Here is a 14,954-nt window from a genome sequence, read left to right as displayed (position 1 = left end):
CTAACCGCAAAAAAGATTCTCTCCATGCTAAAAGCAGAACACCTTACCAAAACCTACTTGGGCGGTAAAAAAACCGCCTTGGACAAATTTAGCCTTCACGTTCCCAAAGGCTCTATTTATGGCCTTTTAGGACCCAACGGCGCAGGCAAAACCACCTTTATCAGAATCGTTAACCAAATTCTCCAACCCGATAAAGGAACCGTCTACATGGACGGCGAAGCCCTTTCCCTTGCCCACATCTCCCAAATCGGCTACATGCCCGAAGAGCGAGGCCTCTATAAAAATATGACCGTAGGCGATCAACTGCTTTATTTCGGTGAACTTAAAGGTCTAAACAAAGCCGAAGCCCTAAGCCAAGCCAAATACTGGTTCGAACTTCTGGAAATCGAACAATGGTGGAAGAAAAAACTCTCTGAACTCTCCAAAGGCATGGCTCAAAAAATCCAGTTCGTCGTTACCGTGCTCCATCGTCCCAAGCTACTTATTTTGGACGAACCCTTCTCCGGATTCGATCCCGTTAACGCCAACCTTATCAAAGACCAAATCATCCGACTAAAAGAAAACGGAACCACCATCATCCTCTCCACCCACCGAATGGAAAGCGTGGAAGAAATGTGCGATCACGTCGCCCTGATCAATCATTCCAAAAAAATACTGGACGGAACCATAGCCGAAGTCCGAGAAAAATTCAAAAAAAACCTTTACAGCGTTACCCTCTCCGAAAGTCTCCCCGAACGCTTCGAACAACTAAAGAAAGATTACGCCATAACCGAATACACCGAAAAAAACGGCTTAATTCATTTTGAAATGAAAAACGAAGGTCCTCCGAATCTCCTCTTAAAAACCCTCATGGAAGTCGGAAACCTAAAGAACTTCCAAGAAAAAATCCCAAGCATGAACGAAGTCTTCATCCAAGCCGTAAGCAACCACAAATCCTAAAAATGAAAAACATTATCCTCATTACCAAAAGGGAATTTTTAACCCAGGTCAAAAAAAAATCCTTTATCGTTCTCACGCTTTTGGCCCCTCTTCTGATTGTCGGATTCGGCGTATTGGTTTCCATGTTGTTTAAAGCCAACGAAACCAACCATACCTTTAACGTAATCGACAAAAGCGGCATTTTTGCCCCCCAACTGAAATCCAATGAACGATTGAACTACATCATCGCATCGGAAAACAGCGAAAAACAACTAAAAGCCGCCCTGAACGAAATAAAAAATACCGACGGCCTCCTGATCATCCCCCCATTGGAAAACGGTCGGTTCGACCTGCTGGAAAAACAAACCACCCTGCTCACGAACAAAAAAATAGGACTGGACAGCAAAACCAAAATAAGCAGCGACCTGGAAAAAATCATTCGCTCCGAAAAAACCAAACAACTGGGACTTACCCCCAGCCAAATCAACGATTTAAACCAGCGTTTCCATCTCACCACCCGAAACGTCATAGACAAAGAACAAGAGGATAACGACATGATTTTCACTGTAAAATACAGTTTAAGCATGATTTTGATGTATGTTGTCTTCATGTTTATCATCATCTACGGAGTGAGGGTCATGCGTAGCGTACTGGAAGAAAAAAACAACCGCGTGGTGGAAATCATCATCTCTTCGGTTAAACCTTTCGAACTGATGCTGGGTAAAATTCTCGGGGTTACCTTGGTCGCCCTCACCCAATTCACCTTGTGGATTGCCATGACCCTCACCGCTGCCTTTTTCTTAAACACCCAAATCCCCCTAAAACCAACCCTGACACTCGGTGCGGAACAGCAAACCACCTCCTTTGACCTTCAGCTCATGGCGGCGGAAATTTCCCACATCCTTCTCCAGCTTAATTTCCCGATGATTATTTTCGTATTCATCGCTTTTTTCCTTTTGGGGTATGTTTTTTACAGTTCCATCTACGCGGCCATAGGCTCTGCCGTGGATAACGAAACCGAAACCCAACAATTTACTTTTTTTGCCATACTGCCGCTAACGATCGGAATGTACGGCAGCATCTCCGTCGTCAATAACCCCGAAGGTCCCACGGCTTTTTGGCTGTCAATGATTCCTTTCACCTCGCCAGTGGCCATGATTGCCCGTATTCCTTTCGGTGTGGCACTTTGGGAAGTAGCGGTTTCCATTGCTCTGCTAGTGGCCTCCACCCTGCTAATGGTTTACGCCGCCTCCAAAATCTACCGTGTAGGCATCTTAATGTACGGCAACAAAGCCAGCTTAAAAGAAATATGGAAATGGATGAGGCATTAGCCTCATCTTTTTTTATCGACACCTCAAGGCTTTTCGCTTAACTTCTTTCTTTGATTTTTCTTTCCCGTTTATTAAACTTAAATTTGTAGAAACCCTAAAGTAAAAATGAAAACACTAATAAAAAACGCCAAAATCGTCAATGAAAATCAAATTTTCGAGAGCGACCTCCTCATTGAAGACGGTTGGATTGCCAAAATCCAAAACAACCTTTCCTGCGAAGGTGTCGACTCCGTTATTGAAGCCAAAGGAAAATACCTCCTGCCCGGCGTCATTGACGACCAAGTTCACTTCCGGGAGCCTGGTTTAACCCACAAAGGCACCATTGCCTCCGAAAGCCGAGCCGCCGTCGCCGGGGGAATCACCAGCTATATCGACCAGCCCAACACCGTCCCTAATGCCGTTACTCAGGAACTCCTCGAAGCAAAATACCAAACCGCCGCCCGAACGTCCATGGCCAATTATTCTTTTTCCATGGGAGGCACCAACGATAACTTGGAGGAAATCCTGAAAACCAACCCCAAAAATGTTGCCGCCATCAAACTGTTTCTCGGCTCCTCTACCGGAAATATGCTCGTGGACCGCCCCGAAATTCTCGAAAACCTATTTTCCAAGGTAAAAATGCCCATCTGTGTCCATTGCGAAGATGAAACCACCATACGGGAAAATACCACGCATTATCAATCGCTGTACGGCGACGACATCCCCGTTAAATACCATCCCCTCATCCGAAGCGAACAGGCTTGTTTCCTATCTTCCTCCAAAGCTGTCGAATTAGCCAAAAAAACAGGAGCCCGCCTCCATATTTACCATCTCTCTACCGCAAAGGAAACCGAATTGTTCCGAAACGACCTGCCCCTGAAAGACAAAAAAATCACCGCCGAAGTCTGCGTCCACCATCTGCATTTTACCGCCAAAGACTACGACACCAAAGGCACCTTAATCAAATGGAATCCCGCCGTTAAAACCGCCGAAGACCAAAGCGGTCTATGGGAAGCCCTTTTGGACGACCGTATCGACGTGATTGCCACCGACCACGCCCCCCACACCTTGGAAGAAAAACAACAACCCTACACCCGATGCCCTTCGGGAGCTCCCTTGGTACAGCATTCGCTGAATGTCATGATTCATTACCATCAGGAAGGCAAAATCCCCTTGGAAAAAATCGTTGAGAAAATGTGCCACAATCCCGCCATTCTTTTCCAAATCGAAAAACGAGGATTCCTAAGAGAAGGCTATAAAGCCGATCTGGTCTTGGTCGACCTCGAACAGTCTTGGACCATCGCCAAAGATAATTTGCATTACCAATGCGGCTGGTCGCCTTTGGAAGGCCTCTCTCTCCGAAACAAAGTAACCCATACCTTTGTGAACGGACACCTCGTCTACCACAACGGTGTTTTCGACGAAGAGCCGAGAGGCGAACGACTGCTATTCGAACGGTAAAAACATGAAATCATGAGCCTTTTCAGCTACCATCTTGTCCGATTGCCGTTCTTTAAAGCCCTAAAAGCATTGATTTGGCCTATCAAGACCAAAAACATTAAGGGCTTAATCCACTCGGAAACCTTGTCGGTTATGGTTTTGGGTTCGCCCATCCTGTCTTTCTCCCGCTTTTTCTCAAAAGAAATTGTCATTTTTGCCCAATGGGAAAACGAAGAGGCTTTGGATCGTTTCCTAACCTTTCACGAGTTTGGCAAAGTCTTGTCAAAAGGTTGGTTCGTCAAACTAAATCCGATCCGGCAGTGGGGCACGATTTCCGGTTTCCAAACCCCTGAATTTCCACCAACACCCCCCGACGAAAACCACCCCGTAATCGCAGTAACCCTCGCCCGCATGAAATACACCCAAATCCCCCGTTTTATCCGATGGGGCCGACCGGCCGAAAAGCTCGTGAGAGACCACCCTTCCGCCACGCTCGCTTTGGCTTCCGTACGCTATCCGAATACCATCTCCACATTTTCCATTTGGAAAACCCAAAAAGAAATGACCGACATGGTAAAAGGCCACAGCAAAGTTCCCCAACCCCAAAGGCATATCCAAGCCATGAAAGAACGCGAAAGAAAGGATTTCCACTTCGAATTCGCCACCTTCCGCTTCACTCCAACAGCCGAATCGGGCTCTTGGAAAGGTCAATCCCATTTCATCCCCCAAAACCGCCCCCAACCATGCCCTTAGCCAAACACGGACAAAAATTTCAGGACCGGCTTACCCAGCAATGGGTCATCGCACGAGGACGAAAAATTGACCCAAACAAAATGCGTTGGCTACTCGGTCCTTTTGGCTCCCCCGAAGAAATCGGCGAAAAATTCATCCACCAACTGGCACAAAACGAAAACCTCACCATCCGCCGAAACTGCAAAAACACCGGTTTACTTCCTTCCTTCAACGCCTTAAATCTCAAAAAAGAAGAGCTAAGCACTCTCCCCAAACAAATTGTCGATTTTTATGAAAACACCTCCGAGTACCAAATAAAATTCACCGTCCAATGGAATCCCATTTTCAGGATGTTCGGCTTTCTAATTCGCCTCTTATTCGGCCAAAGACTAAACCAGCTAAACATCCCGACAACCAACCTGACCAACCAAGAGCTGGAGAGCGAAATCATCCAATTAACCGAAAAAAATACCCCAAAAGTCAGATACACCTTTTGGCTCAGAAAATTAGCCTCCACCGGCCAAGTCCTCTATTCCGGAACCTACCAAACCCAATCACTCCCTTCGGGAACAACCTGCATAAAAGCAACTTTCCCACTCCCCAACGGAAACGCTTCGGTTTTCATGCAACCAAGCATCGGAAAAGAAAAAACACTCGTTTTAAACTCATCGGGTACAAAATTCGGTGATGCTGGTTTTTACTTTCTACTGAACGATTCTCAAAACCAGCTATGGGCCCGATTCATCCCCTCGTTTACCGATAAACTTACCCTGCAAGAACATAATGAAAACCAACTAATCGCCAACCAAATCCTAAAACTATGGCAAATGAAAGTCGTTTCATTCCATTACGAAATAACCAAACGCCCTTCCACGGACTGAGCCCCTTTTCGTTCTCTTTCGCTTTTCAATAGGCCTTAAGCTTTATTTTTGGATATTTAGCCCAAATTCTTATCTTTAGAACTTTGAATGTTAAGCCATCCAAATAAAATCAACGTAAAATTAAACTTGCAACACAAAACTTATAACAATATGTTCAGAAAAAAGATCATGATTCTTGCGGCGGCCGCTTTTCTCTACACCGCCAATGCCCAAGATTACCAATGGAAAGAAGCCCAAAGTGGAGGCTATAACTACAAATACGTTACCAACGACCCTACACAAGCCCGTTTTTACACCTTGAAAAACGGTTTGACGGTCATCCTAAGCCCCACCAAAAAAGACCCGAGAATACAAGCTTACGTCGCCATAAAAGCAGGAAGCAAAACCGACCCTGCCACCAATACGGGACTTGCCCATTACCTTGAACACATGCTCTTTAAAGGGACGGACAAATACGGCTCTTTGGACTGGAGCAAAGAAAAACCCGAATTGGACAAAATCGACGCACTTTACGAACAATACAATCAAACCAAAGACGAAGCTCAACGTAAAGCCCTATACAAAAAAATAGACTCCATATCCGGTGTGGCTGCCAAATACGCCATTGCCAACGAATACGACAAAATGATGACCGCCATGGGCGCCCAAGGCACCAATGCATGGACCAGCTTTGAAGAAACCGTCTATACCGACGACGTTCCCAGCAGCGCCATTGATAAATACCTGACCGTACAAGCCGAACGATTCCGTAATCCGATCCTTAGGATTTTCCATACCGAACTGGAAGCCGTTTACGAAGAAAAAAACCGATCGCTAGATAGCGATGGAAGCAAGGTTTTCGAAACCCTTTTCTCGGAATTATTCAAAAACCATAACTACGGCCAACAAACCACTATAGGAACCATTGAGCACTTGAAAAACCCTTCTTTGGTCGAAATCCGAAAATACTTCAACACCTACTACGTCCCCAATAATATGGGTATCGTGCTTTCGGGCGACTTCAACCCCGATGAGGTCATCGCCAAAATCGACAAGGCCTTTGCCTACATGCAAAGCAAACCCGTCGCCAAATACACCTATCAGCCCGAAACACCACTTCAGGCTCCGATAATCAAGGAGATCACAGGCCCTGACGCCGAAAGCCTCACCATAGGCTTCCGCCTGCCCGGAAACAAAGACAAAGATGCACTAATGGCCGACCTTATCGGTTCCATCCTCACCAACGGAAAAGCCGGACTTTTGGATTTGAACTTGGTGAAAAAACAAAAATTACTGCGGGCTGGGGCATTCAATTTCTCTCTGATCGACCACGGTATTCTTTACCTTTCGGCATCCCCAACCAGCGGACAAAGCCTGGAAGAAGTAAAAGCCTTGGTTCTTAATGAAATCGAAAACCTCAAAAAAGGACAATTCGACGACGATTTGATTCCTTCCATCGTCAACAACATCAAAAAGAGTAAAATCCAACAAACCGAATCCTACAGCAACCGTGCAAACCTTTTGGTGGACGCCTTTACCGCCGAACGCGATTGGAAAGACCAGGTGGCTTACGTGGATCAACTTTCCAAAATTTCCAAAGCCGACATCGTTGCCTATGCCAACAAATATTTCGGAAACAACTACGTCGCCATCCTAAAAAGAAAAGGCGAGAAACCGGAATCTCAAAAAATAGAGAAACCGCATATCACGCCCGTGGAAACGAATGCCGACAAACAGTCGCCGTTTGTTAAAATGGTCAATGCCATGCCGAACACCCCTTCCGAGCCGCTATTCCTAAACTTTGAAAAGGATATTCAGAAGGCCAAACTCGGCAAAGCCGAAGTGCTCTACGTTCCCAACAAGGAAAATCAACTCTACCGCCTTCGCTACCGTTATAAAATAGGCTCTCTAAACGATTTGAAAGCCCCTATCGCGGCCCAATACCTCCAGTTTTTGGGTACCGATAAAAAATCGGCCGAAGAAATTTCCAAAGCGTTCTACAAAATAGCCTCAAGCTTCAATGTTTCTTCAGGAGAAGAATACACCACGGTAACCATCGAAGGGCTTCAGGAGAACTTCGACCAAGCGGTGAAACTGTACGAAGACTTGGTACGCAACGTACGCCCAGACCAGCAAGCGCTTGCCGCACTGAAAGCCCGTCTGAAAAAAGCAAGAAACGATGCCAAGGCAAACAAAAATGCCATTCTTCAAGGTCTTACCAGCTACGCCATCTACGGTGCGCAAAACAAGTTTAACCACAACCTGACCGACGCCCAGCTCGATGCCATCACCGCAGAAGAACTTGTGGACCGAATCAAAAACCTTAATAATTACGAACAAACCGTCATCTATTATGGTCCCGAAAGCCTCAAGAACCTGACAGCTAAACTCAGTAAAAACCATCAGGTTCCGGCTCAATTTGCCATGGCCCAACCGGCAAAAGTCTTTAAGCAGACCAAGCAAAATAAAAACCAAGTGCTCTTCTCGGACTACGACATGGTGCAAGCCGAAACGCGATGGATTCGAAATACCGAAGCCTATACGCCCGACCAAACCACTTTGGTTACCGTCTACAATAACTATTTCGGTGGCGGAATGGGCTCTATCGTCTTCCAAACCATAAGAGAAAGCAAAGCTTTGGCTTACAGCACTTACGGTGTTTATGTCCAACCTAAAAAGAAAGACGAAGAGTATTATATGATGACCTACGTGGGCAGCCAGGCCGATAAATTCAAAGAGGCCGTAGGCGCCATGAACGAATTGCTGACCCAAATGCCGGAACTTCCCACCAACTTGGAGCTCTCCAAAGCGTCCGTGAAAAAAGACATCCAAACCGAACGCATTACCCAAGACGGCATTATCTTCCGCTATTTGGCTGCCAAAGAGTTAGGTCTTAAAAATGATATTCGTAAACAAGTTTACGACAACGTGGATAAAATCTCTATCGGGGAGTTAAAGAAATTCCACCAATTGCATTTTTCAGGTAAGCCTTATACCTACGCCATTGTCGCCTCAGAAAAAAACATCGACATGGAAGCCCTAAAAGCGATAGGAGAGGTGAAAAAGATTTCTTTGGAAGAACTTTTTGGTTATTAATGATGGAATTGATGGTCTAATTTTCAACCTAAAAAGCTGCCCTTTTACACGGGCAGTTTTTTTATGGCTTGCCTTCTAAACGCTTAGGATAAATATTTACCGAAAAGAAAAAAATCACTACATTTAAACTCATAAAATTCTATCAAATCATGAAATTTACCGACCCAATGCTCCGCGAAGGAGCCTTAAACGATAAAACCATTATCGTAACCGGCGGTGGAAGCGGACTAGGCAAAGCCATGGCAAAATACTTTTTGGAACTAGGCGCCCAAGTCGTTCTTACATCCCGAAATTTAGACAAATTAAAAGCCAGCGCCCAAGAACTTGAAACCGCAACAGGAGGAAAAACACTCTGTATTACTTGCGACGTCCGGCACTGGGAAGAAGTCGAAGCGATGAAGCAACAAACCCTTGAAACCTTTGGCAAAATTGATGTTCTGGTTAACAACGCGGCTGGAAATTTTATTTCGCCTACCGAAAGGCTCTCTCCGACGGCCTTCGATTCGGTATTGGACATCGTACTAAAAGGCACCAAAAACTGCACCCTTTCCATCGGAAAATATTGGATTGAACATTCCCTTCCCGGAACCGTTCTCAATATCGTAACCACCTATGCCCAAACAGGTTCCGCCTACGTCGTACCTTCCGCCTGTGCCAAAGCCGGCGTACTAGCCATGACCCGAAGCCTCGCCGTGGAATGGGCAAAATATAACATCCGATTCAATGCCATTGCCCCCGGTCCCTTCCCCACTAAAGGAGCCTGGGAAAGACTTCTCCCCGGCGACTTGGCAGAAAAATTCGATATGCGAAAAAAAATTCCACTGAGAAGACTCGGTGAACATCAGGAACTCGCCAATTTAGCCGCTTACCTCGTTTCCGATTTTTCAGCCTACATTAACGGCGAGGTCGTAACCATCGACGGAGGCGAATGGCTGCAAGGTGCAGGAGAATTCAATATGCTGGAACAAATTCCCAATGCGATGTGGGATCAGTTAGAAGCTCTGATTAAAGCCAAAAAGCACCGTGATTCGCCTAAATAATCTCGAAACAATCCTAGTTTATTATTCCATAAAAAAGAGCGTCGAAAATTTCAACGCTCTTTTTTATAAAGTAGTTATATTTTTTAATCAAAAATATAGTTCAGTACAATACTCGCCACTTGCTGGGATTTTTTCTTTTGGATATTGGGGTCCGAGCCATTCTCGGTCATCAAGCCGGGATACGTATTGGATAATCCCACATCGTATCTTCCACTGATTTCCAGTTTCCGCTTATAGCTGAATCCAATCCCTCCCCCTATGGCAAGGTTAAAGCCCTTGGATTTCCCCTTCGCGTATTGATCGCCCTCCAAAGTATAGGCTTGTCTGGAAGGATTTTCAACCTTTTGATTAATCAAAAAGCCAAATCTAGGCCCAATCAAACCAAAAAACTCCGTTTCAGCCTCAGAAAAATACCCCTTGAAATAAATCGGTACGCTAATGTAATTATTAGCATAAAGAGCATCGTACCCGGGACGCCCCTTGACTCTCTTGTCACGCCCCGTTTCTCCCGCCCCGTAGTAAACCACTTCGGGCTGAATGTAAAACTGGTCGTAGTTGTCAATCGGGATGAGCGCCGTTACCCCGCCCTGAAGCGTATGACGAGGCCCCGAAGGATTATGGGCATTCTGAACACGCGAATAATTATAGCCACCAATAATCCCGAAACGGGTGCTGCTAAAATCAATCTGCGCCGCCAAAGCCGTAGAGGCCGAAAGGGCTAAGCCCAAAACTAGCTTTTTCATTGTCATGTTTTATGATTTATTAAGCCAAAACCTTAGCTACCGTCGCACCGATATCAGCCGGAGAATCCACCACATGAATACCGTTTTCTCTCATGATGGCCATCTTCGCCTGCGCTGTATCTTCTGCACCACCTACAATAGCTCCGGCATGCCCCATGGTTCTTCCTTTAGGTGCAGTTTGCCCCGCAATAAAACCAACCACAGGTTTCTTAGATCCGCTTTCCTTATACCATCTAGCCGCCTCAGCTTCCAAAGAACCACCAATTTCTCCAATCATAACCACCGCATCCGTCTCAGGATCATTGATGAACAATTCCAAAGCCTCTTTAGTCGTCGTTCCGATAATCGGATCCCCACCGATTCCAATAGCCGTAGAAACACCATACCCCGCTCTTACCACTTGATCGGCCGCCTCATAAGTCAAAGTACCCGATTTGGACACAATCCCCACTCTTCCTTTTTTGAAAACAAAGCCCGGCATAATACCAATCTTAGCCTCCTCAGAAGTAATAATCCCCGGACAGTTAGGTCCGATTAAACGGCAGTCTCTATCCGCGATGTAAGATTTCACTCTTACCATGTCAGCAACGGGAATCCCCTCCGTAATAGCAACGATAACTTTGATGCCCGCTTCCGCAGCCTCCATAATCGCATCCGCAGCAAACGCCGGCGGTACAAAGATGATGGAAACATTAGCTCCTGCTTTCTCCACCGCCTCAGCAACCGTATTGAATACCGGCTTGCCAAGATGCTCGCTACCACCCTTGCCCGGAGTAACCCCTCCAACGACATTGGTGCCGTACTCAATCATCTGACTTGCATGGAATGTACCTTCGTTACCTGTAAATCCTTGTACGATTACCTTAGAATCTTTGTTTACTAATACTGACATTGTTTTGTTTTTTTATTTTTTAGCTTTTATTTTTCAAAATTACTCCAATCGCCTGCCCCCTTCAAGTCCATTTCCAAAAAAACAGAACCCCTCTGCAATTTGCAGTCGTGTAAAATTAATACTTTTTGCCGAGATTAGGTTTTATTTTTATGAAGATTTTTCAAAAACACTTCTTTTTTAAGGTACGTCCGGAATTCTTCCGCAATAGAACCAAAGTAAGTCCCCTTCTCTAAATCCCTGTTAACCCCCGTTTTTGCAAGCAAAACCGTTCCCTCCGAAACCCGAAGCCCCGAAGCCATCCCGACCTGCCCCCAAATCGTCACATTATCCTCAATAACGCAACACCCCGCAATCCCCGCCTGAGAAGCGATCAACACGTTTTTACCGATGACCGTATCGTGCCCAATCTGAATCTGGTTGTCCAAAACCGATCCTTCACCGATGATCGTGCTATCGGTAACCCCCCGGTCAATGGCACAGAGATTCCCAATCTCCACACGATCCTCAATCACCACGTTGCCAACGGAAATCAGCCGATCAAAACGCCCATCCACCTTTCGGTAATAAAAAGCATCCCCGCCAATCACCGTTCCGGACTGAATCACCACTTCATCGCCGATCACCGTACGATCCCCAATCACCACGTTCGGAAAAATATGGCAATGACGCCCAATTTTCACGTCGCGACCAATCACCGCCGTAGGATGGATAAAGGTCCCCTCGCCCACCTGTGCAGAAGATAGCTCTCGAAAATTGATAATTTCCGTATAGTGCGTATTAATCCGATTAAAATCCCTGAAAGGATCCTCCGAAATCAATAGCGCCTTCCCCTCCGGGCAGTCCACTTCTTTATCGATTAAAATCACCGTTGCCGGTGAGTTTAAGGCTTTATCGTAATACTTAGGATGATTGACAAAAACAATCTCGCCAGGTTTCACCCGATGGATTTCATTGGTTCCCAACACCGCGAGAGCCGCATCGCCAATCAATCGGGCTCCAATCAGATCGGCAATGGTTTTTAAGGTTTGAGGTTGTGCAAAAGTCATTTTTAATTTCGCTCTAAAAATAAGGAGCAGGAAGTCTTTTTGAAACTTCCCGCTGTTATCCTTGTTATCGTATATCTATTCTTTCACTCTCTCCACATAGGAGCCGTCTTCAGTATTCACCTTGATTTTGTCCCCCGGCTCGATAAAGAGAGGAACCATCACCCGCGCTCCGGTTTCCACAATGGCGTTTTTCAAAGCATTGGTCGCCGTATTCCCCTTAACTCCCGGATCCGCTTCCACCACTTCCAAATAAACCGTCGGAGGAATTTCCGCCGAAAGAGGCGTTTCGTCCGCTTCCTTTAGAATAATCGTGACTTCTTCCCCCGCTTTCATAAATTGCGCATTTTCAATCATCTCCTTATTGATGTAAATCTGGGAAAAATCGTCATTATTCATAAAGTGAAACCCGTTATCATCATCGTAAAGGTACTGGTACTTCCGAGTAATCACCTTTACTTCCTCAATCTTATGTCCCGCCGAAAACGTATTATCAATTACCTTTCCGTTAGTAACCGATTTAAGCTTCGTTCTTACGAACGCCGGCCCTTTCCCCGGTTTCACATGAAGAAACTCGATTACTTTGTAAATATCGTTGCTGTACTCGATACAAAGCCCTTTTCTAATATCAGCTGTTGTTGCCATTGAATATGTTTATGTTTATTATTGATTTTCGTTTTTTCAATTGCCATTACTCTCTCCCTGTTCCGTAGCCTTTCACAATACCTCTCGGAGAGTTTTTAATGAATTCCAAAATTTCATCCCTTTCCGCCGTGGGCAGCATTTCCTTCTCAATGTAATGCATCGCCTGTGTCACATTCATCTTCATTTGGAAAATATAGCGGTAAATCTTCTGAATTTCAAAAATTTTCTCGTTGGAAAATCCTCTTCTACGAAGTCCGACCGAATTAATCCCCGCATAAGAAATCGGATCCCGTCCCACTTTAACATAAGGCGGTATGTCCTTACGAACCAACGAGCCCCCCGAAATCATGGTATGCTTTCCTATCTTACCAAACTGCTGAACGGCACTAAGCCCGCCCATAACCGTAAAGTCTCCTATCTCCACATGCCCCGCTATACCGCAGCCGTTGGCAATAATCACATTATCCCCCACAATACAGTCGTGAGCAATATGAGAAGTCGCCATAATCAAGCAATGACTCCCCACCTTGGTATACCCTAAAGCTTTGGTTCCCCGATTAATCGTAACGCACTCCCTCAAAGTGGTTTCGTCGCCAATAATCACCTGGGTGTCTTCACCGTCAAACTTCAAGTCTTGAGGAATTGCCGAAACTACCGTGCCCGGAAAAATCTTACAGTTTTTACCGATTCGAGCCCCGTCCATAATCGTTACGTTAGGACCGATCCATGTTCCATCGCCAATTTCCACATCGGCAGCAATCGTAGTGAATGGTTCGACCACTACATTTTTTCCAATTTTCGCCCTTTTGTCTACTGCAGCTAACTGGTGTATCATTTTTAGTCCTGTTTGTTTTTCGCCACTTGTGCCATGAGTTCGGCTTCAACCACCACGCTATCCCCCACATAACCATACCCCTGCATATGAACAATTCCCCTGCGGATAGGCTCCATAAGCTCAATCTTGAAAATCAAAGTATCCCCAGGAACCACTTTTTTCTTAAACTTCACTTTGTCGATTTTAACAAAATAAGTCGAATAATTTTCCGGATCCGAAACATTAGCCAAAACCAAAATTCCACCTGTCTGTGCCATCGCCTCAATCTGAAGCACTCCCGGCATTACCGGCTCTTTAGGAAAATGCCCCACAAAAAAAGGTTCGTTCATCGAAACGTTTTTCAAACCCACCACATGGCTATCGGAAAGTTCCAAAATCTTATCAATCAAAAGGAAAGGCGGACGGTGCGGAAGCAACCGCATAATCCCGTTAATATCGTAAACCGGCGGTTTTGAAAGATCAAAATCAGGAACGTTTTTCTTTTTTTGCAACTTCCACTGACGATTTAATTTTTTAGCAAACTGAGTATTAACGAAATGCCCCGGCTTATTCGCGATAACTTTTCCTTTAATTTTAACCCCTACCAAAGCTAAATCCCCAATCACATCCAGCAGCTTATGACGTGCCGCCTCGTTAGGATAGTTAAGCGTCAGGTTATCCAAAATACCATTCGGACGAATGGATACCGAAGCCTTACCAAACGCTTTTTTCAATTTTTCTTCCGTATCAGGAGTTAATTCTTTATCCACATAAACAATGGCATTGGAAATATCCCCTCCTTTGATTAACCCCGCATCCAAAAGCATCTCCAACTCGTGAAGAAAACTAAACGTTCGGGCAGAAGCTATCTCCTCTTTAAATTCGTCAATGCTCTTAAGCGTGGCATTTTGCGTCCCCAAAACCTTGGTCCCAAAATCCACCATCGTCGTAATCTCATAATTATCCGAAGGAATAATTGTAATCTCCGATCCCGTACTCGGATCCGAATAATTAAGCACCTCTTTGATAACCAAATATTCCCGAGCTATAGTCTGCTCCTCAATCCCGGCCTTTTCTATAGCTTCCACAAAATATTTGGAAGAACCATCCATGATGGGAGGTTCGGCACTACTGAGCTCCAATATGGCATTATCAATATCGCACCCCACCAAAGCCGCAAGCAAATGCTCGCATGTATGAATTCGCACGCCGAGTTTTTCCAACGTCGTTCCGCGCTCTGTCGTAGTCACGTAATTCACGTCCGCCTCCACCTGAGGATGACCTTCCAAATCCGTTCGCACAAAAACGAATCCTGTATTTTCTTTTGCCGGTTTCATGGTAAGAGTCACCTCCTTCCCCGTATGCAAACCGATCCCCGATAAGGAAACCGATTCTTTTAAAGTTTTTTGCATTTCACTCAT

The 14,954-nt window shown here is 45.4% G+C and carries 13 protein-coding genes; 7 read left to right on the top strand and 6 right to left on the bottom strand.

Features of this window, described 5'->3' with window-relative positions; genetic code table 11:
• Positions 1-24: 24 nt before the first annotated feature.
• The 7 genes from VQ048_RS09080 to VQ048_RS09050 all read left to right on the top strand — a co-directional run bounded on the left by VQ048_RS09080 (position 25) and on the right by VQ048_RS09050 (position 9,396).
• Complete coding sequence (locus VQ048_RS09080; RefSeq protein ID WP_327611416.1) at positions 25-939, top strand: ABC transporter ATP-binding protein; 915 nt, start codon at positions 25-27, stop codon at positions 937-939.
• 2 nt (positions 940-941) lie between these two features.
• Positions 942-2,249: an ABC transporter permease gene (locus tag VQ048_RS09075; protein ID WP_327611379.1), complete on the top strand. Its 1,308-nt coding sequence runs from the start codon at positions 942-944 to the stop codon at positions 2,247-2,249.
• A gap of 105 nt (positions 2,250-2,354) precedes the next feature.
• Positions 2,355-3,689 carry a dihydroorotase gene (locus tag VQ048_RS09070; protein WP_327611378.1) on the top strand — a complete coding sequence of 445 codons (1,335 nt, stop codon included), beginning with the start codon at positions 2,355-2,357 and terminating at the stop codon, positions 3,687-3,689.
• Positions 3,690-3,701: 12 nt separating this feature from the next.
• A complete protein-coding gene (locus tag VQ048_RS09065; protein ID WP_327611377.1) occupies positions 3,702-4,421 on the top strand; it encodes a hypothetical protein in 720 nt (239 codons plus the stop codon).
• A complete protein-coding gene (locus VQ048_RS09060; protein WP_327611375.1) occupies positions 4,412-5,281 on the top strand; it encodes a hypothetical protein in 870 nt (289 codons plus the stop codon). Before VQ048_RS09065 ends, VQ048_RS09060 begins: the two co-directional genes overlap by 10 nt.
• A gap of 150 nt (positions 5,282-5,431) precedes the next feature.
• Positions 5,432-8,356 (top strand): M16 family metallopeptidase, encoded by a 2,925-nt coding sequence (locus VQ048_RS09055; RefSeq protein ID WP_327611374.1) that lies wholly within the window; start codon positions 5,432-5,434, stop codon positions 8,354-8,356.
• A 149-nt stretch (positions 8,357-8,505) separates the two neighbouring features.
• Entirely contained in the window at positions 8,506-9,396 is an 891-nt protein-coding gene (locus tag VQ048_RS09050) for an SDR family oxidoreductase (protein WP_327611373.1), read from the top strand.
• Between the two features lie 83 nt (positions 9,397-9,479).
• Here the strand turns inward: VQ048_RS09050 and VQ048_RS09045 are convergent, their stop codons facing one another.
• The 6 genes from VQ048_RS09045 to VQ048_RS09020 all read right to left on the bottom strand — a co-directional run bounded on the left by VQ048_RS09045 (position 9,480) and on the right by VQ048_RS09020 (position 14,954).
• Positions 9,480-10,139, bottom strand: a complete 660-nt coding sequence (locus VQ048_RS09045; protein ID WP_327611372.1) for a porin family protein — start codon at positions 10,137-10,139, stop codon at positions 9,480-9,482.
• Between the two features lie 19 nt (positions 10,140-10,158).
• Entirely contained in the window at positions 10,159-11,031 is an 873-nt protein-coding gene (gene sucD / locus VQ048_RS09040) for a succinate--CoA ligase subunit alpha (protein ID WP_327611371.1), read from the bottom strand.
• Positions 11,032-11,165: 134 nt separating this feature from the next.
• Entirely contained in the window at positions 11,166-12,077 is a 912-nt protein-coding gene (locus VQ048_RS09035; RefSeq protein ID WP_327611370.1) for an LpxD N-terminal domain-containing protein, read from the bottom strand.
• Between the two features lie 75 nt (positions 12,078-12,152).
• The gene (efp, locus tag VQ048_RS09030) at positions 12,153-12,719 is read right to left on the bottom strand and encodes an elongation factor P (RefSeq protein ID WP_327611369.1); all 567 of its coding nucleotides are present in this window, start codon (positions 12,717-12,719) and stop codon (positions 12,153-12,155) included.
• 46 nt (positions 12,720-12,765) lie between these two features.
• Entirely contained in the window at positions 12,766-13,554 is a 789-nt protein-coding gene (lpxA, locus tag VQ048_RS09025) for an acyl-ACP--UDP-N-acetylglucosamine O-acyltransferase (RefSeq protein WP_327611368.1), read from the bottom strand.
• 2 nt (positions 13,555-13,556) lie between these two features.
• Positions 13,557-14,954: a bifunctional UDP-3-O-[3-hydroxymyristoyl] N-acetylglucosamine deacetylase/3-hydroxyacyl-ACP dehydratase gene (locus VQ048_RS09020; RefSeq protein WP_327611367.1), complete on the bottom strand. Its 1,398-nt coding sequence runs from the start codon at positions 14,952-14,954 to the stop codon at positions 13,557-13,559.

It is taken from the genome of Bergeyella anatis, assembly GCF_036016955.1.
Classification (GTDB): domain Bacteria; phylum Bacteroidota; class Bacteroidia; order Flavobacteriales; family Weeksellaceae; genus JAYWXI01.
Note: the sequence above shows the minus strand (reverse complement) of the source record. Positions and strands in the feature narration are given on the sequence as shown.

Bases quoted from the DNA above. Each gene is read 5' to 3' on its own strand.
- VQ048_RS09055 (WP_327611374.1), top strand. From the start codon at position 5,432: ATGTTCAGAAAAAAGATCATGATTCTTGCGGCGGCCGCTTTTCTCTAC.
- sucD (WP_327611371.1), bottom strand. From the start codon at position 11,031: ATGTCAGTATTAGTAAACAAAGATTCTAAGGTAATCGTACAAGGATTT.
- VQ048_RS09065 (WP_327611377.1), top strand. From the start codon at position 3,702: ATGAGCCTTTTCAGCTACCATCTTGTCCGATTGCCGTTCTTTAAAGCC.
- VQ048_RS09050 (WP_327611373.1), top strand. From the start codon at position 8,506: ATGAAATTTACCGACCCAATGCTCCGCGAAGGAGCCTTAAACGATAAA.
- VQ048_RS09045 (WP_327611372.1), bottom strand. From the start codon at position 10,139: ATGAAAAAGCTAGTTTTGGGCTTAGCCCTTTCGGCCTCTACGGCTTTG.
- VQ048_RS09060 (WP_327611375.1), top strand. From the start codon at position 4,412: ATGCCCTTAGCCAAACACGGACAAAAATTTCAGGACCGGCTTACCCAG.
- lpxA (WP_327611368.1), bottom strand. From the start codon at position 13,554: ATGATACACCAGTTAGCTGCAGTAGACAAAAGGGCGAAAATTGGAAAA.
- VQ048_RS09070 (WP_327611378.1), top strand. From the start codon at position 2,355: ATGAAAACACTAATAAAAAACGCCAAAATCGTCAATGAAAATCAAATT.
- VQ048_RS09020 (WP_327611367.1), bottom strand. From the start codon at position 14,954: ATGAGTGAAATGCAAAAAACTTTAAAAGAATCGGTTTCCTTATCGGGG.
- VQ048_RS09035 (WP_327611370.1), bottom strand. From the start codon at position 12,077: ATGACTTTTGCACAACCTCAAACCTTAAAAACCATTGCCGATCTGATT.
- VQ048_RS09075 (WP_327611379.1), top strand. From the start codon at position 942: ATGAAAAACATTATCCTCATTACCAAAAGGGAATTTTTAACCCAGGTC.
- VQ048_RS09080 (WP_327611416.1), top strand. From the start codon at position 25: ATGCTAAAAGCAGAACACCTTACCAAAACCTACTTGGGCGGTAAAAAA.
- efp (WP_327611369.1), bottom strand. From the start codon at position 12,719: ATGGCAACAACAGCTGATATTAGAAAAGGGCTTTGTATCGAGTACAGC.